The organism is Bradyrhizobium sp. HKCCYLR20261, from assembly GCF_051168435.1.
Lineage (GTDB): Bacteria > Pseudomonadota > Alphaproteobacteria > Rhizobiales > Xanthobacteraceae > Bradyrhizobium.
This window is the reverse complement of sequence record NZ_JBNPUZ010000002.1, coordinates 478,997-498,379: the sequence shown is the minus strand read 5'-3', so window position 1 is coordinate 498,379 and position 19,383 is coordinate 478,997. Positions and strand designations below refer to the sequence as shown.

The window sequence follows — 19,383 nt, the reverse complement described above, 5'->3', positions numbered from 1 at the left end:
ACGTGCTGAACGCCCTCAGGGATATACGCAACGTAAGGGTGCTCGTTTTCCATCCGAAGGATCGTGAGCGTGACGAGCTCACGACTCAAATTCGTAGGATAGGTTGCCGCGTCGAGGCGATTTGGCCGCCGCAGGATGAAATTCCGCCGGACGCGGATGTGATCTTCGTCCTGTTTCGTCAGGACGCCATCAGTATCAGCCTGGCAAGGTCGCTGGAACGGCGTCCGCCAGGGAGCACGGTGATCGGCATCGTCGAGTTCGAAAGTCCGAACGTGATCGAGTGTATTGTACGCGCTGGGACGACGGCAATCGTCACAAAACCGATCCGCGCTTTTGGTCTATTGACAAGCATTGTCCTCGCTCATACGCTAACTGACAAGTTTCGAGTTGCCTCCGAGCGAGTCAAGAAGCTCGAAACGAGACTGACCTCTCTGAAGCAGATCGAGAAAGCAAAAACGCTGCTGATGGATCGTAAGCGCCTCACCGAGCAGGCGGCCTACGATTATCTTCGCGAGAGAGCGATGTCCAAGCGGACGACGATGGAAGCGCTATGTGCGGCCATCGTAGAGGCAAATGAGGTGTTCGGAGATTGAGCCAAGGCGGCTCGGGAGCCTCCGAAACAGACAATTCCAACGACGACTAGATCCGTGCGCGCGCCAAAGCTGTCGTCGCCGGATCGCGGCTAAGGAAGCCACCAGCAGCCCGTAGCGGCTGTCGGTGGCTTTTTTGTTTTGGGCTCGTGCCGACCGGCGCGCGCCAACGCGGACCTATGCCCTCACGGGAGCGAAGGAGAGTTAGCAAATGACGATGGCTGGTGATCTCACTGACAAATCCGTTCGCGTCGCATGCGACGTTGGCGGCACCTTCACGGATATCTGCGTGCTCAACGAGCTGTCGGGGCGCATGCATGTCGCGAAGGTCCCGACGACGCCGGATCCGATCGAGGGCGTGCTGGCCGGGATCGAAGCGGGCGGCGTCGACCTGCACGATCTCGTACTGTTCTCGCATGGCACGACGCTCGCGACCAACGCGCTGATCACGCGCCGTTTCCCGCCCGCGGTGATGATCACGACCAAGGGATTTCGCGACACGATCGAGATTCGCCGCGGCAATCGCGATGATCTCTGGGACACCTACAAGGAAATGGCCAAGCCGTACATCGCTCGCCGCGACCGGCTCGTCGTCTCGGAGCGCGTGGATTTCTCCGGCGCAGTCATCACACCGCTCGACGAGGACGAGGCGCGTAACATCGCCCGCATCGTCAAGAAGCGCGGCGTGAAGACGGTGGCGATCTGCTTTGCGAACGCTTTCATGAACCCGGCGAACGAACGCCGCATGCGCGACATCCTCGCGGCCGAGTTGCCGGACGCGACGATCTCTCTGTCCAGCGACATTCTGCCCGAGATCTTCGAGCATGAGCGGTTCTCGACGACGGTGGCCAATGCCGTGCTGGCGCCCGTGGTCGGCTCCTATGCCCAGCGGCTCGAAGGCCGGATGAAGGCAGGCGGCTACGACGAGGACGTGCTGCTGCTGCATTCGGGCGGCGGCGTCATGACGGCGAAGACGGCGGAGAAGTTCGCTGCCAGACTGTCCGCCTCCGGCATTGCCGCCGGCGCGATCGCCAGCCGCTTCGTCGCGGAGAACGCGGGCTTCAAGAACTCGATCGGCCTCGACATGGGCGGAACCTCGACCGACGTTTCGTTGTGCGACAACGGCAATCTCCGCGTCACCAAGGAATGGTATGTCGAGTACGGCTATCCGATCTGCTTCCCATCGATCGAGGTGCTGACCATCGGCGCTGGGGGCGGCTCGCTCGCCTGGATCGACGCCGCCAAGTCGCTGCGCAACGGTCCGCAATCGGCGGGCTCGACTCCCGGACCGGCCTGCTACGGGCGGGGCGGCGCCAACCCGACCAATTGCGATGCCAATGTCGTGCTGGGCCGGCTGAGCGACAGGCTGGCGGGCGGCAAGGTTTCGCTCGACAGGGCGCTGGCCGTCGAGGCCATCGAGCGCGGCGTCGCCAAGCCGCTCGGTCTCTCGCTTGAAGACGCCGCGCTGTCGGTGCTCAAGGTCGCCAACGCCAACATGGCCGACGCGGTTCGTCTGCTGTCGATCCGGCGCGGCTACGACCCGCGTGACTTTGCGCTCGTTGCCTTCGGCGGTGCCGGACCGCTGCACGGCGCGGCCCTCGCACGCGACCTCGCGATTCCCGTCGTGCTGGTGCCGCCGAACCCCGGCGTGACCTCGGCCCTGGGCTGCCTGCTGGTCGACATCCAGCACGACGTCACTCAGATGTACCTGTCCAAGGTCGAGGATGTCGACGTCGCCAATCTCGAGGAGACCTATCGCGGTCTCGAGATCGAGGGGCGCGAGCGGTTGAAGAACGAGGGCGTTCCGGACGACCGCATGGTGTTCCAGCGCAAGATCGACATGCGCTATCTCGGCCAGTGGCGCGCGCTGTCGATCCCGCTGCCGTCCAGCATCACCTCGCTCGACGAGGCAGTTTCGATCTTTCACCACGAGCATGGGCGCGAGCACAATTATTCGCGTCCCGGCGCGCCGGTCGAGATCTACCGCGTCAGCGTCATCGCGACGGGCCTCACCCCGAAGGCGAAATTCGCCGAGTTCGAGCTCACCGACGAGCCGGCCAAGCCGGTGGGCAGCCGCGCCGTCCGTTTCGACGAGACGGAGATGGCCGTCCCGACACCGGTGTACGACCGCGACCTGCTGAAGGCCGGCATGAAGGTCGAAGGCCCGGCCGTGATCGATCAGCTCGACTCGACAACGCTCGTTCCCCCCGGGGTTACGGCCGAGATCGACCGGTCGCTGACGATCGTGATGCGCATCCCGCAAGCCTGACATTCGGACAACAGACACACGGAGACCATTCCATGGCGACCTTCAAGACGGATCTCGATCCGGTCACCTTCGAAGTGCTGAAAAATGCCTATGTGAACATCGTCGATCAGATGGCCGAGCAGATCTTCCGGACCTGCTATTCCTTCGTGATCTATTCCCGCGACTTCTCGTCGGCGCTCTGCGATCCGAATGGCGACACGATCATGCAGGGCAGCGGCGACATCGCCGCTCATGTCGGGACGCTGCACTACACCGCGAAGGCGGTGATCAACAACTTCAAGGACGACATCCATCCCGGCGACGTGTTCGTGGTGAACGACGTCTATCAGGGCGGCACGCATTTCAACGACACGCGCATCGTGCGGCCGATCTTCTACCGCGACGAGCTGCTCGGCTTTGCCCAGGCCAACGGCCATTGGGCCGACGTCGGCGGCGCGGTCCCGGGTTCGTTCAACGTCAACGCGCTCGACCACATGGCGGAGGGGCTGCGCATCACCCCGACGCGGGTGTGGAGCAAGGGCAAGTGTCTCGACGACGTCTGCCGGCTGATCGCATCGAACACACGGGCGCCGGCCGACATCATCGGCGACATGCAGGCGCAGGCCGAGGCCACGCGGGTGGCCGAGCAGGAGATCTGCCGGCTGGTCGAGAAATACGGTCTGGCGACGATCAAGACCTCCTTCGGCGCGGTGCAGGACTACGTTGAGACGCTGACGCGGCAACGCGTCGCCGCGTTGCCGGACGGCGTCTGGGAAACCGAGGACTACATCGATGTCGATCCCGGCGCGGGCGAGGGGCTGGTTCCGATCCGGATCGTGATGACCATCAAGGATGACACCGTCCACTACGATCTGTCGAAGTCGCACCCGAAGTCCATCTCGAGCTTTCTCAATGCCTGCTTCGGCGGCTCGTTTGCGGCGATCGTCGCCGGCACCAAGATGCAGTTTCCCGAGATCCCGCTGAACTCCGGCTTCTATCGCGTCGTCACGGTCAATCTCGGGCCCGAGGGCACCGTCGTCAACGCAGCATGGCCAACCCCGGTCGCGGGCTTCTGCTCGGGACCCTTCGAGAAGATCATGAACTCGATCTTCGAGTTGTGGGCCGAGATCCTGCCCGATCGCGCGATGGCCTGCACGTTCAACCTCGACTACCTGCTGATCGGCGGCAGGGATGGCCGGCAGGCCGACGGCTACAAATATTTCATGTGGTACGACTGGATGGTCGGCGGCTGGGGCGCACGCAACGGTCGCGATGGCTGGGCGGCCACGGGGCCGGTGTTCGGCGTCCAGCTCGGGACCCAGCCGTTCGAAGGCCAGGAACGTCTGGCGCCGGTGCTGACGACCTGCCACGAGCTTCGCGTCGACTCCGGCGGGCCCGGTGAATTCCGCGGCGGCATGGGCGTCGAGAAGGGCGTGATCCTCACCAAGGTCGACCGCACCGTCGCATCCTATTGCTGCGACCGGGAGCGCTCGATCACCTGGGGCCTGTGGGGCGGGCTTCCGTCGATCCCGCATGGTGTCTGGGTCAATCCGGGCACGCAGGGACAGCGCTATCTTGGCTCGATCTTTTCCAACGTGTCGCTGGAAGCCGGCGACACGGTCACGCGGCCGTCGGCCGGCGGCGGCGGCCTCGGCGATCCGCTCGAGCGGGATGCGGCGCTGGTCTGCGAGGACGTCATCGATGGCTATGTCTCGGTCGAGCGCGCGGCGATCGACTACGGCGTCGTGATCAAGGAGATCGATGCCGACCTTGCGCATTACGAGGTCGATGCCGAGGCCACGCTCGCCAAGCGCAGTTACATCCGGGCGAACCGCATGAAGTGGCTCGATGAGGATGCCGAGGCCATCGCGGCCCGGTATCGCGCCAAGGAGCTCGGCATGCTCGACCTGATCCGGACCTATGGCGTGATCGTGAACTGGGGGTCCGGCGAGCTGCTGTCCAGGACCACCCAGCAATTCAGGGCCATGCTGAAGCGCCGTACTGCGCCGTATTGGGGCAAGAGCATCGCTGGCGGTCGCAATCCGTCGGTGACGCTGCAGGTGGCGTGACATCGCGACTGTGAGCCGCCGGCTGCGGGCCTGTAGCCGGCGTGTCACCGGAGGCAGGCGTCATGTGTGAGCGGCGCCGGCGACGAGGTGCAAGGATGGACGGCAGTAGAACAAGGAGGTCGCTGACATGAGTGCGATGTCATGGCGCCGGTCGCCGCTCGCGGCGCGGCATCGGGCCCTCGGGTCCAATCTCGAGGACTGGAACGGCATGGAGACGCCGTGGTCCTATTCGGCCAGCACGCTGCCGGACGAGCATGAGGCGATCAGGACTCGCGCGGCGCTGATGGACGTGTCGGGCCTGCGCAAGTACCATCTGGTGGGGCCGCATTCCCATCACATCCTGCAGCACGCGACGACGCGGGATGTGCGCAAGCTCTATCCGGGGCGCGCCGTCTATGCCTGCATGCTGAACGCGGCCGGCAAGTTCACCGACGACTGCATCCTCTATCGGACCGGGCCGAACGCCTGGATGGTTGTCATCGGTTCCGGCACCGGGCACGAGGAGCTGACGAAGGAGCTTTCCGGGAAGAACGCCTCGCTGCTGTTCGACGACGATCTGCAGGATCTCTCGCTGCAGGGACCGCTCGCGGTCGAATATCTGAGCCGGCATGTGCCGGGCATCCGCGCGCTGAAATACTTCCATCACATGCCGACCACGCTGTTCGGAAAGCACGTGATGATCTCGAGAACCGGTTATACCGGCGAACGCGGCTATGAGATCTTCTGCCGGGCGGAAGATGCGGTCGAGATCTGGGACACCATCGTCGCCGAAGGCAAGGCCATGGGTATCGTCCCGGCGTCGTTCACCGCGCTGGATTGGCTGCGCGTCGAGAGCTATTTGCTGTTCTATCCTTACGACAACTCGCAGATGTATCCGTTCGCCGACGAGCCGCCGGGCGACACGCTGTGGGAGCTGGGCCTCGATTTCACCGTCTCTCCCGGCAAGACCGGCTTTCGCGGCGCCGAGGAGCATTACCGGCTGCAGGGCAGGGAACGGTTCAAGATCTTCGGCGTGCTCGCTGAGACCGATCGGCCGCTCGAGGCAGGCGACCAGCTCTATGCCGGAGACGCTGCGGTCGGTGTCGTCACCTGCGGCATGTATTCCCGACTGACGCAACGTTCGATGGCGATCGCTCGGATGACCGTGCCGGTCGCCAGGCATGGAACGCCTCTGGAAGTCCGCGGCAAGTCCGCCTCATGCCGGGCGATCGCGCACCCGATCAATTTCGACGATCCGGACAAGAAGAAGAGAACGGCAGCGTAGGCATCACCATGATCGTCCCCAGCATCAAGAGCCGGCCGGTCTACGGCAGGCTCGCGCCGCGGCCCGGAACCAGCCATCTCCTGCTTGGAGATCGCGAGGGTGGTCACGCGCTGGCTGATCTGGCCGCAGGCGCGTCCAGCGAATTCCTGTCCCGGGCGCACATTCTCTACGTGCGGGACGGGCTCGGTGACGATGTGCCGTCGGAGCGGCTCGCCTCGGTCGGAGCGGGCAGCCTCTGCTTTGCCCCGACCGTCGCGTCGATCTTGCCTCAGCTCACTCATCTGCTCGGGTCCGCCCGCATGGGAACGCGCCTCTACCTTGCCGGCACAGAAGGTTTGATCGGCCAGGCCGTGGCGGCGGCCCTGGGTGCCGGCCTCGAGATGTCAGCCATTCAGGCGGAGCATCGCGGATCGCTGGCGCGCCGGGTGCAGTGCGTCCACTGCAAAGGCGTGACCGAGCAGGTCACGACGCAGCCGGTGCAGTGCAGCCACTGCGGATTGCACCTGTTCGTGCGCGATCACTATTCGCGCCGGCTGGCCGCCTTCATGGGCGTCTGCATCGATGCCGAGGAGCCGGGCGTCGTTCCCGTGGCTGAGGACATCTTCAAATGACCGCGGCGCCACAGATGGTGGATGTCGTGGTCACGGACATCGCCGACATTGCCGAGGGGATCAAGAGCTATCGTCTCGCGCCGCTGGCTGGCGGTCCGCTGCCGAGCTTCTCTGCGGGCGCTCACATCCTGCTCGAAATGCGCGACGGCGCGGTTCTACGCAGGAGCGCCTACTCGCTGACAGGGAGCCTGAACGGCGCGGGCAACTACACCATCGCCGTCCGTCGCCACGCGCAGGGGCGCGGCGGCTCGGTGTTCCTGCATGATCGTGTTCACGTCGGCAGCAAGCTCGCCGTGGGGCATCCCGTCAACCTGTTTCCGTTGCACCGTCGGGCCAGGAAGCATCTGCTAATCGCGGGAGGCATCGGCATCACGCCACTGCTTGCGATGGCCGCGGAGCTGACGATGGAAGCCCGGGCCTTCGAGCTCCACTATGCGGTGCGATCGCGGGATCATGCCGCCTTCGCGGATCAGCTCGCGGGCATGTGTGGCGACAATCTGCATCTTTACATCAGTGCCGAAGGTCGCCGACTCGACACGGCGACGCTGCTGGGCGATCAGCCGCTCGGCACCCATCTCTACGTCTGCGGCCCCGAAGCATTGACCGAGGATATCCTGGCCGGGGCGCGCGGCCTCGGCTGGCCGGAGGAGAGTCTCCATTCCGAGCGCTTCGTGGCGCCGGCCATCGGCGGAGCGTACGAGGTCACGCTGGCGAAGTCCGGTGTCACGGTCGCGGTGGGCTCGCACCAGAGCATGCTCGACGCGCTCGAGCACGCCGGCGTGGACGTGCCATCGTTGTGCCGGGGAGGGGCCTGCGGCCAATGCGAGACGCGCGTGGTCGCCTGCGACGGCATCATTCAGCATCACGATCACTATCTGAGTGAAGCCGACAAGGCGGCCACAGGCAAGGTGATGCCGTGTGTCTCGCGGTTCGAGGGACGCCGGCTGGTGCTCGATCTCTAGAATATGCAGGAGACGCCGATGACGCTGGCCTTCCGACATGAGACGTTCCGTGATGATTTCACCTTCGCGAACAGTCCGGCGGCCATTCGCCGCTTTCCGTTTCCGTTCGACCGCGATGCCTACATGTACGGTGTCAATATCGAGCCGCACAAGAGCGGCCCGGCGGGGACCGCCTACGAGAACCTGATCGACGTCGATGAGCACTACGTCGCCGAGATGGCGGAGCGGGCGCTGGTGCTGAACGAGGATGCCCTGCGTTGCCAGTCGCTGCCGCACATGACGTTGGCCGGCTGGGATCTGCTGGAGCTTCTGATGGAGCAGCAGGCCGCGGGCTATCCCGATCATTTCGAGCTGCATCGCGACGGTCTCGCCTGGCGATGGGTCAACCGGCCGCTCGGGGTCGACGATCGCTTCGAGTTCGGCAATGCGGCGTCGCTGCCCTACGGACCGATGGAATACATCACGCGTCAGGCCCAGGGTGATTTCTGCCTGTTGGATCAGCGCGACGGCAATCTGTGGATGGACGCCGGCATTGTCACGACCCAGGCCGACTGGTCGCTCGATTTCGACATCGGCATGAACTTCATGGAGTGGCATGCGCCGGTCCCGCGCGCCCACGAAATGGGCGTGTTCGATCGCGCGCTGAAATTCCTGCTGCAGCTGCGCCAAGGGCAGCCGATGCGCCGGCTGAACTGGACCATGACGATCAATCCCCGGCTCGATACCAGTCCGGAGAACTATCATCGCTGGGGTGTCGACCGTGCCACCGTAACGCGGGACAATGTCGCGCAGAAGGTGCATTTGCGCGTCGAACTGCAGAGCTTCTGGCGGCTGCCGCGTTCGAATGCGATCGTCTTCCCAATCCGCTGCTACCTGCTGCGCCTGGATGAGCTGGTCACGATCCCGAAATGGGGACGACGAATGCATCGCGTGCTTCGTGATCTGCCGGAAGACTTGGCTGCGTACAAGGGGCTGACGCGATGGCGCGAGGTAGCCGTGGACTATCTCGCGGGCTTCGATGATGGCATGGCGACGACGCCAGGAACGCAGCCATAGACGTCGGCCCTCACCATCCTCGCGACGGATCTGTGTCTGACCTTAATCTTGGGGTGAATCGGGATTGGATACAGGTCGGCTTTTAACGCGGCGGCTAAGTCATTGCTGTTTGTTCTACTTTGGCCGCCCTCTGAGCGCGCAGTATCCACGCGTCAACAGCTGAAAAGGCGGCGGGTCTCTCGCGACGCGTCTCTCAAAAGAGCGACTGCGCAGAGTATCACGCGGCGGCGCGGCGACGGAGATTGCCGACGGTGGCGATCGCCTTCCTGGCCGAAAATGGTCGTGGATGAGAGCTGATCATTCCGACGAAGCGGCTGATGCTTTCGATGAGTTCGAGAAGCGCACGATTGCCGCATTGCATCATAAGAGGCCACGTTGCTGCAGAGACGAGCGAAGACATGGCCGCCGCGGTTTGTCGTTGTGGCGTCGATGCTTCCAGCGCTTCTCTCATGTCCCGCCAAGATCAAGAGTCCCGTCGATGCCCATTGGGCATGCGCACATCGACGCAGCTGAAACGCGGAGCGGGCGCTTGCCTGACGACGTCGTTCCATGGTGGGATATCCCTGTCGGCGGAGGCCTGCTGCTCGACGGTCTGGGGAAGGAAACACCAATGAAAATGATCAAAGGGCCTGCGATCTTTCTTGCTCAGTTCGCGGCGGACACGGCGCCGTTCAACTCGTTGAACGCGATCTGCCGATGGGCAGCATCGCTGGGCTATGTTGGCGTTCAGATCCCGAGCTGGGACGGGCGGATCTTCGACCTCGACAAGGCTGCGGACTCCCAGGACTATGCCGACGAGGTGAAGGGGATCGCGGCCGAGCATGGCCTGTCCATTACCGAGCTCTCGACACATCTTCAGGGGCAGCTCGTTGCCGTCCATCCGGCCTATGACGCCGCATTCGACGGCTTTGCAGCGCCGCAGGTTCGCGGCAATCCCAAGGCACGGACCGAATGGGCCGTCGACCAGGTCAAGCGGGCCATCCGCGCGTCGCGCCGGCTTGGGTTGACGGCGCACGCGACGTTCTCCGGCGCTTTGGCATGGCCCTACATCTATCCCTGGCCGCAACGCCCCGCGGGCCTCGTCGAAACCGCCTTCGACGAGCTCGCCAGGCGCTGGCAGCCGCTTCTCGACTATGCGGACGAGCACGGCGTCGACCTCGCCTATGAGATCCATCCCGGCGAGGACCTCCACGACGGCGCGTCATACGAAATGTTTCTCGAACGCGTGAAGGGCCACAGGCGCGCGAACCTGCTGTACGATCCCTCGCACTTCCTGCTGCAGCAGCTCGATTATCTCGCCTACATCGACATCTACCACGAGCGCATCAAGGCCTTCCACGTCAAGGACGCGGAGTTCAACCCGACAGGACGCCAGGGCGTCTATGGCGGGTTTCAGAGCTGGGTCGATCGCGCCGGCCGCTTCCGGTCGACCGGCGATGGACAGATCGATTTCGCTGCGATCTTCTCCAAGCTGACGCAATATGGCTACGGCAGCTGGGCGGTGCTCGAATGGGAATGTGCCATGAAGCATCCCGAGCAGGGCGCGCGTGAGGGCGCTGAGTTCATCAAGCAGCATATCATCCAGGTCACCGAGAAGGCGTTCGACGACTTTGCGGGATCCGGCAGCGACGAACGGATGAACCGCAAGATGCTTGGTCTTGATTGAGCGAGAAACAGCCATGGTCATCGAGGCGGGCAGCGAGCAGACCGATCAGCGTCGGATCCGGCTGGGCATGGTGGGCGGCGGCCAAGGTGCCTTCATCGGCGCCGTCCACCGCATCGCCGCGCGGTTGGACAATCATTTCGAGCTGGTTGCGGGTGCATTGTCGTCGGACCCGGTCCGCGCCAAGGCCTCGGCGGCCGAACTCGGGATCGCCGCCGACCGTGCCTATGGCACGTTCGAGGAGATGGCTGCGGCGGAGGCCGCGCGCGCCGACGGCATCGAGGCCGTGGCGATCGTGACGCCGAACCACATGCATGCGCCCGTTGCCCGGGCCTTCCTCAAGGCCGGCATCCACGTCATCTGCGACAAGCCGCTGACGACGACCGTTGCCGAGGCCAAGGAGCTGGTGGAACTAGTCAAGGCGACAGGCAAGGTCTTCGTCCTGACTCACAACTACACCGGCTATCCGATGATACGGCAGGCCCGGGCGATGATCGCGCGGGGAGATCTCGGCGACATCCGGCTCGTTCGAGCCGAATATCTGCAGGACTGGCTGACGGAGCCGTTGGAGGCAACGGGCCAGAAGCAGGCGGAGTGGCGCACGGACCCGAGCCGATCCGGCGCCGGCGGCTGCATCGGAGATATCGGGACACACGCCTACAACCTCGCCTGCTTCGTCACCGGACTGGAGCTCGACGCGCTGCTCGCGCAGCTCTCCACCTTCGTCGACGGACGGCGTCTCGATGACGATGTGCAGATCCTCCTGAAGTGGAAGGGCGGAGCCAAGGGCATGCTGTGGGCCAGCCAGGTCGCGGTCGGCAACGAGAACGGCCTGACGCTGCGCGTCTACGGCACCAAGGGCGGGCTGGAATGGGCGCAGGAAAACCCGAACCTGCTTTGGTTCACGCCGTACGGCCAGCCGAAGCAGCAGCTGACCCGCGGTGGCGCGGGCGCGCTGACCGATGCCTCCCGCGTCACCCGCATCCCGTCGGGGCATCCTGAGGGCTATCTCGAAGGCTTTGCCACGATCTATGCCGAGGCCGCGCAGGCCATTCGCGCGAAGCAGGCGGGCAAGACCCTGGATCCCGCCGTCATTCTCCCGACCGTCGAGGATGGGCTCGCCGGTCTGAAGTTCATCGACGCCGCGGTGAGCTCGTCCGCCAACCACGGAACTTGGGTCCGGATCACGTGATGCGCGGTGGCCGGGCAGGCGGCGTGCCTCAGACCACGTGCCAATCGGTCGAGACCGACCCGACCGAGAGATTGTGGTCGATATGGTCGCCGTTCATCTGCCACTCGGCGATGCGGCCGCCGGCGTTTTCGAACAGGATGTCGGCCTTGCCGTCATGATTGACGTCGCCGGTCCCGACGACGTTCCAGCCCGCGGCCTTCCCGACCGTGGTGTTGGCATCGATGTGGTTGCCGTCCATCTGCCACATCGCAATCCTGCCGTCGTCGTTCTGCCAGAGCACGTCGGCCTTGCCGTCGCCGTTGAAGTCGTCGGCGGCCGCGACGTGCCAGGCGCTCGACACGCTGCCGATCGTCTGGTTGCTCTCGATATGGCTGCCGTCCATCTGCCAGAGCGCGACCTTGCCGGCGTCGTTCTGCAGCAGGATGTCGGCCTTGCCGTCACCGTTGAAATCGGCGGTCGCTTCGATGTGCCAGCCGGCGGCGACGTTGCCGACGGTCTGGTTGGCGTCGATGTGGTTGCCGTTCATCTCCCACAGCGCGACCTTCCCGCTGTCGTTCTGCCACAGCACGTCCGACTTGCCGTCACCGTTGAAGTCGGCGACGCCGGCGACATGCCAGTCTGTCGATACGCTGCCGACGGTCTGGTTGGCCTCGATATGGTCGCCATCGAGCTGCCAGGTCGCGACCTTGCCGGTGTCGCTGACCCAGAGCATGTCCGACTTGCCGTCGCCGTTGAAGTCGCCGATGCCGTCGGCGTGCCAGTTCAGCCCGGCCGAGCCGACCGTAGTGTTGGAGGTGATGTGGTTGCCGTCGAGCTCCCACAGCGCGACGCTGCCATTGTGGGTGTTGCGGAACAGGATGTCGCTCATGCCGTCGCCATTGAAGTCCTGCCCGGCGTGAGCGTCGCTGACCTGGGGCGGATCCTGATGGGCGGGCGGCGCGACGTCGTCGTTGACGATGGTGCCGATGCCCTGGGCATCGGCGATTTTGGCGCCGTTGGTTGCGGCCGACAGGTTGACGCTGAAGCTCTCGTCGCCTTCGACCTTGGCATCGCCGTTGACGGTCACCGAAATGGTCTGGCTGTTGACGCCGGCGTCGAAGTGCAGATCGCCGGATTTGCCGACATAGTCGTGATCAGCCGTGGTGGCCGAACCATCGGCGGTTGCGAAGTGAACATCGAACGCGGCGCTGCCGCCGCTGCGCGTCACGGTGAAGGTCTCGACCTTCGAGCCGTCCGCCCCCTCGGTGATCGAGACATCGCTGATGCTGACGGAGCCTGCCACGGGCGCTGGAGCCGGCGCGGGCGCGCTCTTCAGGTCGCCGAAATTGACGGTCGCGTCGGCGAACTTCACATGCTCGACATGGGTGATGGTGTCGCTGCCATCCGGCGTGCCGCCGCGCAGGTCGGTGATGACCGCGGATCCCCCGTTGACCGCGATCTTGTAGTCCGACTGCTTGCCGCTGAACGCGACCGTGTCGTCGCCAGCGCCGCCATCGATGATGTCATTGCCATGGCCGCCTCTTAGCATGTCGTTGCCGCTGCCGCCCTTGAGGACGTCGTCGAACTGACTGCCGAGAATGGTGTTGTTGTGCGAGTCGGCGCTCTGGTCGGTCAGGTAATGACCGTCCGACCCGATCCGGTACACCGTGACGCTGCCCCTGACCGTGTTGTTGTCGTAATCGGTCCAATGCTCGCTGATGATGCCGTTCCAATTGTCGACGACTTCGATCTGGCCGGGATGATGGCCGTCGGCATTGAGGCCGGCGGTCACGGTCACGGTGTGCACCCCGCCATCGGTGCGGGCCATGCGCACGATGTCGCCGGCCTGGACCTTGCTCTGCCAATCGTCGACCGCGCCCGCATCGCTCCCGCGATAAGCGATGCGCCAGAAGCCGCTGTCCTCGTTCGCAGCAGGGTTGGCGGTGTTCGCGGAGTTCGGATCCAGCGTCGCGCCGGCCGAGGCCGCGATGGCGGTTGCGATATTGTGGCAGTCATTCGGAGCGGCCACGCCGTTCTCGATCGTCGCGAACATCCGGGCCGCCGAGACGATGTCGTTCGCGGTGGGGACGTGATCGGCCGGCAGGTTGGCATCGAGGTTTTGCGGCAGCGTGGTGACGTTCAGCGTATGGCCGACGAAGTCGCCATTTGCCGTGCTCTCCGGCACGGTGAGAAAGATGTTCGAGGTGATGTTGTTGCCGACTGCGATCTGCACGTCCTTGAAATGCGCGGCATCCACCGTGACGTTGTGGCCGGCCTGGATGTCGACGCCATTGTTCAGCACGGTGGTCACGACAGGATGGGCGGGATCCCAGAACCGCGTGTTGCTCGTCATCTGGTTGGGATCCATGTAGCTGATCGTGAGGCTCTGGATCGCGCTTGCGCCGTCGCCATAGGCCTGCTGCAACACGTCGAGCAGACTGACCTTGGTCGCTCCCGCCTGACCGCTGATCGCAACCGGCAATGCATCGGTGAAAAACGTCGCCATGATTCCTCATTCCCATCCACATGGGCCCCTGCGTGGTCCCGTCCGCGGACAGTAGAAGGTCAGGCTCTTCAGCTTCTGTGATGATGCTCACATAGCGGGAGCGAGGATCTTGGACCGTTGGTCGCCTAGCGGGCCCCGCTTCGTTGGGATGAATGATGTAGCTCATCGTCCCCGAGCTGCTGTCGCTCACCCCGACTGCAAGCGTGCTTCACAACTCTGACCCCGCTCGCAATGACGCGGATAGAGCGGCGCACTGCCCTGGCGAGCTCGCGTGTACGTCCGGATCGCCGGCGAAGGACATGGTGTCGCGGCTGAGACCTCGGTCCCGTCGTGAACGTCACGGCCGTCGTTGGCGACGAAGCGTCATGTCAAACGCCTTGCCATTCATGAGCCCCGCCGAGAAGCTGCGCAACGATGTTCGCGGCCTCGCCATCCTTGCGCTGCTGGTGGTCGGGATGGCGGTCTGGGTGATGCTCGCCGGCCATACCGATCGCGTCGTGTATCGCGGCTCCGGCGGTGGTTGGGGGCAGGATATGGTTGTGCTCAAGACGGACCAACCTGGCGTTTATCTCATTGAGCGCAGTTCCGATCACCGGGACATGAAGGCGGGTTGCACCTATGATCTGTCCTATGACCATGAGTTCGGCCAGTATCGGCGCAACCGCATCAAGACGGTTCGTCGGGCAACTCTCGTCGGATGCTGAGGTCTTCGACTCGGGACATTGCCTTCGACGCGCACATACCCCGGTATATCTACCGAGGCTCGATGTCGCCGAGTAGCCTGAGCTGCGATTGCGGGGCGTGCGCACAGGTCATCTCCTGACTGCGCCATCGGCGAGACGCAGGACACGAACGTCGCGATCACAGCCCATGAAGCTCTATACACATCCCGGTGCAAGCTCGCTGTCCGTGCATATCCTGTTGCGGGAGATCGGGCGTCCCTTCGAGCTCGAGGTCGTGAACGTGACGGCGAAGCGCCGGTCCGACGGGTCTGATTATCGCGCGGTCGCGCCGCGGGGCATGGTGCCCCTGCTCGAACTGGACGATGGCGGCGCGCTCACCGAAAACATGGTCATTGCGCAATACATCTGCGACGCCGCGGAGCGGACCGATCTCATGCCGCAAGCCGGCAGTCTTGCGCGCTACCACGTCATGGAGTGGCAGAGCTTCGTCGCCGCCGAGTTGCACAAGAGCTTCGTTCCGCTGAACTGGGCACTTCCCGCGGACGTGCGGCCTCTGTTCATCAACCGTATCAGGAACAGGCTCGACATGGTCGAGCAGCGGCTGGTCGGGCCGTTTCTCACCGGAGCGACGTTCACGGCCGCCGATGCCTACCTGTTCGTCATCGCGAGCTGGACCCGCTTCTACGGAATCGATCTCGAAGACCTGCCACGGCTTCGCGGCTTCCTGGCGCGCGTGGGGACCAGGCCCTCGGTTCACGCGGCCCTTGCCGCCGAGGGAGCGGGCATGGTGACGATCGACGAGATCACCCCTGCACCGTGAACGTCACGCGCCGATCGGTTGGTGCCCCGCCTTGGCTCGCTGCCCTCAATCGCCGCGGGCTCGCGCGGCGGTGACCGATCAACTGCCTGCACCGACCGCGCGGCCAATCTCGTCGATCAGCGTATTCAGTTGCAGGGGCTTCGGCAGGATCGCGATGACGCCGGGGCAGTTGAGCGCACGCCGCTGGTTCTCCTTGGCGTAGGCGGAGATCAGGATGATCGGGATGTGAGGGCCGGATCGCGCGAGATGCTCCGCCAGCTCGAGTCCCGTCATGCCGTCCATCTGCACGTCGCTGACGATGCACTGGGTGTCGGCGAGCGTGTCCGACGTCAGGAACGCCTCGGCGCTGCCGAACAGGCGGGCGCTGTAGCCGACGCTCTCGACCAGCGCCTGCAGCGACTCGCGCACATCGGCATCGTCGTCGATGATGGATAGCAAAGCTCCGGCCAAAACATACTCCTCGCGCTCTCGGCCGAGCCGGGCACTGTCATTCCTGCTCGTTGATGTCAGGGACCCTGCGCTGTCGGCTGTGTCCCGACTCCACCAGCCACACTGGACGACCCTCGCCGGTGATGCAACGTTGCAGGGCGAACTGAGCCGACTACCTAGGTATGGGCCAGGGAGAATACGGGTCCGTTGATGCAGTCGGTTGACTTTGGTAGCGTCTGTGCCTGGGCCCATCGTTGGACCCGGACATTCGTCGACGTCCGTCAGGCCGAGCCACGGGAGCAGCAGATGTTCGCAACTCAGCCGCCGGTCATCAGCAAGCGGAGTGTCAAAGCGTTGGTTGCGCCGGTCAAAACGCCCATCGTTCTCGTGGTCGACGACGACGTCGCCGTGCGCGAGAGTCTTGGAGATCTGCTGGCCTCCGTGGACATCGAGACGAAGCTGTTCGGCTCCACCCAGGAGCTTCTCGAGGCCGGGTTGCCGGATCGGCCGAGCTGCCTGGTGCTCGACCTTCGCCTGCCGGGCGGCAGCGGGCTGGATCTGCAGGCGCGGCTGGCGGAGATGAACGTCGTCATTCCGATCGTCTTCATCACCGGCCATGGCGACGTGCCGACGTCGGTCCGCGCCATGAAGGCAGGGGCGGTCGATTTTCTCCCGAAGCCGTTCCGCAATCAGGAGCTGCTCGACGCCGTGCTCAAGGCTCTCCGCGACGACCAGGAGCGGCGTGCGAAGGACGACGACCTGGTCGAATTGCGCCAGCTTGCCGAACGGCTGACCGCGCGTGAGCGCGACGTGCTCCGGGGCGTCGGCCGCGGCCTGCTCAACAAGCAGATCGCCCACGAACTCGGCGTGTCCGAGATCACCGTGAAGATGCATCGCAGCAGCGCGCGTCGCAAGCTCAAGGCCATGTCGGCGGCCGATATCGTCAGCAAGATCGCGGCGCTCGGCCTCTAGTCGTACCAAAACGTCGTCGTGCCATCGCACCCGATCCGTCGCGGTCAGGATCGATCCTGCTCATCGGCGCGCGCAAGGCGGAACGCGAAGCGGGCTCCCGGTGCGTCGTCCCGGTTGGCGCCCGTCAGCGTGCCGCCGAGCGACTGGATGATCGTTCGGCACACCGACAGACCGAGCCCCATGCCGTCCTTCTTGGTCGAGAAGAAGCTATCGAACAGCCGTTTGGCAACGTGCGGCTCCAGACCGGGCCCGCTGTCGGCCACGCTGCATTCCACCCATTGGTCCGACGAACTCACGTCGATCGTGACGCGCCGGTCGGTCGCGTTGCCCGCGTGGATCGCCTGCATGGCGTTGATCACGAGATTGGCGATCACCTGCTCGAGCTGGGTTCGATCGGCGATCACCAGGCAGGGCGCGTGCGGCGCGCGGAGTTCGAGGGCGATGCGCAGCGCGCGGGCTTCGTGGTCGAGAAAACTGATGGCGTTCTGCGCCGATCTCGTCACGTCGAGCGGCTGGCGTTCCGGTGCAGAACTCTTGGCCGTATTCCGGATCCGCTCGATGATGCGCGAGGCGCGTTCGGCTTGTCCGACCAGCCGCGTCAGTTGGGTGCGGACCTGATCGAGGTTGGGCGGATCGCGATCGAGCCAGCGCAGCCCGGCCTCGCCGCTCGCGCCGATCGCCGCCAGCGGCTGATTGACCTCGTGCGCGATGGAGGCGGCCAGTTCGCCGAGCATGGAGATCCGCGCGGCATGGGCGAAGTCGGCGCGCAGCCGGGCCAGATCGGCCTCCGCCTTCAGGCGGTCGCCGATCTCGATCAGGCCGGCCAGCGAGAACCGGCCCCTGTCGTGTTCGATGAAGTTCATCGACAGCAGCACGTCCACGACCCGGCCATGCGGCGTGACGATCTGCGTCTCTTCCTCGAACGGCTCCGAGCGGATCGACGCATGCGCCAGCCGCCGCAGCGTATCCGGGCGGGAAGCCAGCAGGGAGCCCGCGCGCAGACCGTACAATTCGGCCGGATCGTCGAATCCCAGCAGCTTCGCCGCCCTGAAATTGGCCTCGACGAAAAAGGACGTCCCCGCGATGTGTTGCATGATCTCGGGCCGAGCGCGGAGAATTGCTTCCGGATCCTGACGCTCGTCCTTGCTGAATTCGCGCAGCAATGCCGCCGCGGCATCGGTGTTGACGCGGCACAGCGGCAGCGGCATCAGGCTGAACAGCGCGCGATAATGTTCCCGGCTTTCTTCGAGTGTTCGGTTCGCCAAGGTGAGGGCGCTGATGTCGACGATGCCGATGATGACGCGGCCGTCGCCGACGATCTTCGGGTCGAGACAGGCCGTGAAGATGCTGTGCACCGGACGGCCTTTCAGGGTCGTCATCGTCACCTCGCGACTGAAGCGCGGGGTTTCCGTCAGCCTGGCGATGATGCTGTCGATATAGGTCTCGTAGCTCTCCAGCGGCCAGAACGGAGCGACGCAGTCGAACATGCCGTCGCGATCTCCGTCCCCGAACGTCTCGACGGCGTGATCGTTGGCGTCGATGACCCGCGTCGCTTCCATCAAGCGGCGGACCGTCTCCGGAGATGCGAGCAATCGCGCCCTGATCTCGGCGATGCTGCAATCCCTGAACTGACCGAGAATGGGTCTGACGCCAGTGATGTCGAGCTCCAGGAACGACGTCGGCATGGCATGGAAAAGCGTGCGGTAGCGGTATTCTCCGTCTTCGCGCCAGGTTGATGCCGAAGTCCGATCGCCGAGCAATCGTCCGGTTTCGATGATGTCGACAATCTTTCCCTCATCGTCGCGGCGGATGCTGAATTGAGCATCCACGACGAGCGAGCCGAGATGACGTCCCATCCGGACCACCTGGGTGGTCCAGGTATCGTCGTAGCCGCCGGGCGGCAGTGTCAGTCGCGGGCTGCTGCGGAGCATGTCATCCGCGGCTCGGCCGACGGCTTCCTCCGACGACCAGCCATACAGCCGTTCCGCCGCGCGATTCCAGGCGAGGATCTGGCCCGCGGGATCGCGCACGATCACGCTCTCGCGGGTCAGGTTGAACAGGTCGGGCGGGGCGAAGCGGGGATCAGACGAGATGGTCATGGGCGCGTGCGCAAGCTCTCCGCAATCAACAGGCCACTGAAAATGCCGGGTGCGCGCGGCGTGCTGAAAAATACCTTCAAGTGAACTCTCGCTCGATAACTTTGTCGATGGTCATCCGTAGCTGTGATGTCCCCGGAAGGAGGTTGGATGATCCGGCCACTGACAAACTCCGGTCCTCTCTAGCTGCAAAGATTGCGCCACGGCAATTCAAAAGCATCGTTGCGAGGTCCCGTCCTGATC

16 protein-coding genes are annotated in these 19,383 nt (G+C 64.5%); 12 read left to right on the top strand and 4 right to left on the bottom strand.

The window, feature by feature from the left end; translation table 11 throughout:
- Nucleotides 1-2: 2 nt before the first annotated feature.
- From ACQR1L_RS05940 to ACQR1L_RS05910, 7 genes are all read left to right on the top strand, one after another.
- Nucleotides 3-593 (top strand): ANTAR domain-containing response regulator, encoded by a 591-nt coding sequence (locus tag ACQR1L_RS05940; protein ID WP_434857000.1) that lies wholly within the window; start codon nucleotides 3-5, stop codon nucleotides 591-593.
- Between the two features lie 208 nt (nucleotides 594-801).
- On the top strand, nucleotides 802-2,859 hold the full coding sequence (locus ACQR1L_RS05935) for a hydantoinase/oxoprolinase family protein (protein ID WP_434856999.1): 2,058 nt from the start codon (nucleotides 802-804) through the stop codon (nucleotides 2,857-2,859).
- A 32-nt stretch (nucleotides 2,860-2,891) separates the two neighbouring features.
- Complete coding sequence (locus tag ACQR1L_RS05930; RefSeq protein ID WP_434856998.1) at nucleotides 2,892-4,907, top strand: hydantoinase B/oxoprolinase family protein; 2,016 nt, start codon at nucleotides 2,892-2,894, stop codon at nucleotides 4,905-4,907.
- A 127-nt stretch (nucleotides 4,908-5,034) separates the two neighbouring features.
- Nucleotides 5,035-6,171 carry an aminomethyltransferase family protein gene (locus ACQR1L_RS05925; RefSeq protein WP_434856997.1) on the top strand — a complete coding sequence of 379 codons (1,137 nt, stop codon included), beginning with the start codon at nucleotides 5,035-5,037 and terminating at the stop codon, nucleotides 6,169-6,171.
- A gap of 8 nt (nucleotides 6,172-6,179) precedes the next feature.
- Nucleotides 6,180-6,782 carry a dimethylamine monooxygenase subunit DmmA family protein gene (locus ACQR1L_RS05920; RefSeq protein WP_434856996.1) on the top strand — a complete coding sequence of 201 codons (603 nt, stop codon included), beginning with the start codon at nucleotides 6,180-6,182 and terminating at the stop codon, nucleotides 6,780-6,782.
- Entirely contained in the window at nucleotides 6,779-7,744 is a 966-nt protein-coding gene (locus ACQR1L_RS05915; protein ID WP_434856995.1) for a PDR/VanB family oxidoreductase, read from the top strand. The genes ACQR1L_RS05920 and ACQR1L_RS05915 overlap by 4 nt, the downstream gene beginning before the upstream one ends.
- Nucleotides 7,745-7,762: 18 nt before the next feature.
- On the top strand, nucleotides 7,763-8,800 hold the full coding sequence (locus ACQR1L_RS05910) for a heme-dependent oxidative N-demethylase family protein (protein ID WP_434856994.1): 1,038 nt from the start codon (nucleotides 7,763-7,765) through the stop codon (nucleotides 8,798-8,800).
- 217 nt (nucleotides 8,801-9,017) lie between these two features.
- On the opposite strand, the gene ACQR1L_RS05905 is transcribed toward ACQR1L_RS05910, so the two are convergent.
- Nucleotides 9,018-9,251: a hypothetical protein gene (locus ACQR1L_RS05905; protein ID WP_434856993.1), complete on the bottom strand. Its 234-nt coding sequence runs from the start codon at nucleotides 9,249-9,251 to the stop codon at nucleotides 9,018-9,020.
- A 159-nt stretch (nucleotides 9,252-9,410) separates the two neighbouring features.
- Between ACQR1L_RS05905 and ACQR1L_RS05900 the strand changes: the two genes are divergently transcribed.
- A complete protein-coding gene (locus tag ACQR1L_RS05900; protein ID WP_434856992.1) occupies nucleotides 9,411-10,466 on the top strand; it encodes a sugar phosphate isomerase/epimerase family protein in 1,056 nt (351 codons plus the stop codon).
- Nucleotides 10,467-10,479: 13 nt separating this feature from the next.
- Nucleotides 10,480-11,655, top strand: coding sequence for a Gfo/Idh/MocA family protein (locus ACQR1L_RS05895; RefSeq protein WP_434856991.1), 1,176 nt, complete (start codon nucleotides 10,480-10,482; stop codon nucleotides 11,653-11,655).
- A gap of 28 nt (nucleotides 11,656-11,683) precedes the next feature.
- Here the strand turns inward: ACQR1L_RS05895 and ACQR1L_RS05890 are convergent, their stop codons facing one another.
- Nucleotides 11,684-14,140, bottom strand: coding sequence for an FG-GAP-like repeat-containing protein (locus ACQR1L_RS05890; RefSeq protein ID WP_434856990.1), 2,457 nt, complete (start codon nucleotides 14,138-14,140; stop codon nucleotides 11,684-11,686).
- Nucleotides 14,141-14,505: 365 nt separating this feature from the next.
- Between ACQR1L_RS05890 and ACQR1L_RS05885 the strand changes: the two genes are divergently transcribed.
- Nucleotides 14,506-14,844: a hypothetical protein gene (locus tag ACQR1L_RS05885; RefSeq protein WP_434856989.1), complete on the top strand. Its 339-nt coding sequence runs from the start codon at nucleotides 14,506-14,508 to the stop codon at nucleotides 14,842-14,844.
- Between the two features lie 166 nt (nucleotides 14,845-15,010).
- A complete protein-coding gene (locus tag ACQR1L_RS05880; RefSeq protein ID WP_434856988.1) occupies nucleotides 15,011-15,643 on the top strand; it encodes a glutathione S-transferase C-terminal domain-containing protein in 633 nt (210 codons plus the stop codon).
- A 78-nt stretch (nucleotides 15,644-15,721) separates the two neighbouring features.
- On the opposite strand, the gene ACQR1L_RS05875 is transcribed toward ACQR1L_RS05880, so the two are convergent.
- A complete protein-coding gene (locus ACQR1L_RS05875; protein WP_434856987.1) occupies nucleotides 15,722-16,093 on the bottom strand; it encodes a response regulator transcription factor in 372 nt (123 codons plus the stop codon).
- Nucleotides 16,094-16,378: 285 nt separating this feature from the next.
- On the opposite strand from ACQR1L_RS05875, the gene ACQR1L_RS05870 reads away from it, so the two are divergent.
- Entirely contained in the window at nucleotides 16,379-17,044 is a 666-nt protein-coding gene (locus ACQR1L_RS05870; RefSeq protein ID WP_434856986.1) for a response regulator transcription factor, read from the top strand.
- Nucleotides 17,045-17,088: 44 nt separating this feature from the next.
- Here ACQR1L_RS05870 and ACQR1L_RS05865 read toward each other — a convergent pair whose 3' ends face one another.
- Nucleotides 17,089-19,143 carry an ATP-binding protein gene (locus ACQR1L_RS05865; RefSeq protein ID WP_434856985.1) on the bottom strand — a complete coding sequence of 685 codons (2,055 nt, stop codon included), beginning with the start codon at nucleotides 19,141-19,143 and terminating at the stop codon, nucleotides 17,089-17,091.
- Nucleotides 19,144-19,383: the final 240 nt, after the last annotated feature.

Excerpts from the sequence above, each read along its gene's own strand:
- ACQR1L_RS05895 (WP_434856991.1), top strand. The coding sequence starts at position 10,480 with ATGGTCATCGAGGCGGGCAGCGAGCAGACCGATCAGCGTCGGATCCGG.
- ACQR1L_RS05920 (WP_434856996.1), top strand. The coding sequence starts at position 6,180 with ATGATCGTCCCCAGCATCAAGAGCCGGCCGGTCTACGGCAGGCTCGCG.
- ACQR1L_RS05925 (WP_434856997.1), top strand. The coding sequence starts at position 5,035 with ATGAGTGCGATGTCATGGCGCCGGTCGCCGCTCGCGGCGCGGCATCGG.
- ACQR1L_RS05880 (WP_434856988.1), top strand. The coding sequence starts at position 15,011 with ATGAAGCTCTATACACATCCCGGTGCAAGCTCGCTGTCCGTGCATATC.
- ACQR1L_RS05915 (WP_434856995.1), top strand. The coding sequence starts at position 6,779 with ATGACCGCGGCGCCACAGATGGTGGATGTCGTGGTCACGGACATCGCC.
- ACQR1L_RS05865 (WP_434856985.1), bottom strand. The coding sequence starts at position 19,143 with ATGACCATCTCGTCTGATCCCCGCTTCGCCCCGCCCGACCTGTTCAAC.
- ACQR1L_RS05885 (WP_434856989.1), top strand. The coding sequence starts at position 14,506 with ATGTCAAACGCCTTGCCATTCATGAGCCCCGCCGAGAAGCTGCGCAAC.
- ACQR1L_RS05905 (WP_434856993.1), bottom strand. The coding sequence starts at position 9,251 with ATGAGAGAAGCGCTGGAAGCATCGACGCCACAACGACAAACCGCGGCG.
- ACQR1L_RS05935 (WP_434856999.1), top strand. The coding sequence starts at position 802 with ATGACGATGGCTGGTGATCTCACTGACAAATCCGTTCGCGTCGCATGC.
- ACQR1L_RS05900 (WP_434856992.1), top strand. The coding sequence starts at position 9,411 with ATGAAAATGATCAAAGGGCCTGCGATCTTTCTTGCTCAGTTCGCGGCG.
- ACQR1L_RS05890 (WP_434856990.1), bottom strand. The coding sequence starts at position 14,140 with ATGGCGACGTTTTTCACCGATGCATTGCCGGTTGCGATCAGCGGTCAG.
- ACQR1L_RS05870 (WP_434856986.1), top strand. The coding sequence starts at position 16,379 with ATGTTCGCAACTCAGCCGCCGGTCATCAGCAAGCGGAGTGTCAAAGCG.
- ACQR1L_RS05930 (WP_434856998.1), top strand. The coding sequence starts at position 2,892 with ATGGCGACCTTCAAGACGGATCTCGATCCGGTCACCTTCGAAGTGCTG.
- ACQR1L_RS05910 (WP_434856994.1), top strand. The coding sequence starts at position 7,763 with ATGACGCTGGCCTTCCGACATGAGACGTTCCGTGATGATTTCACCTTC.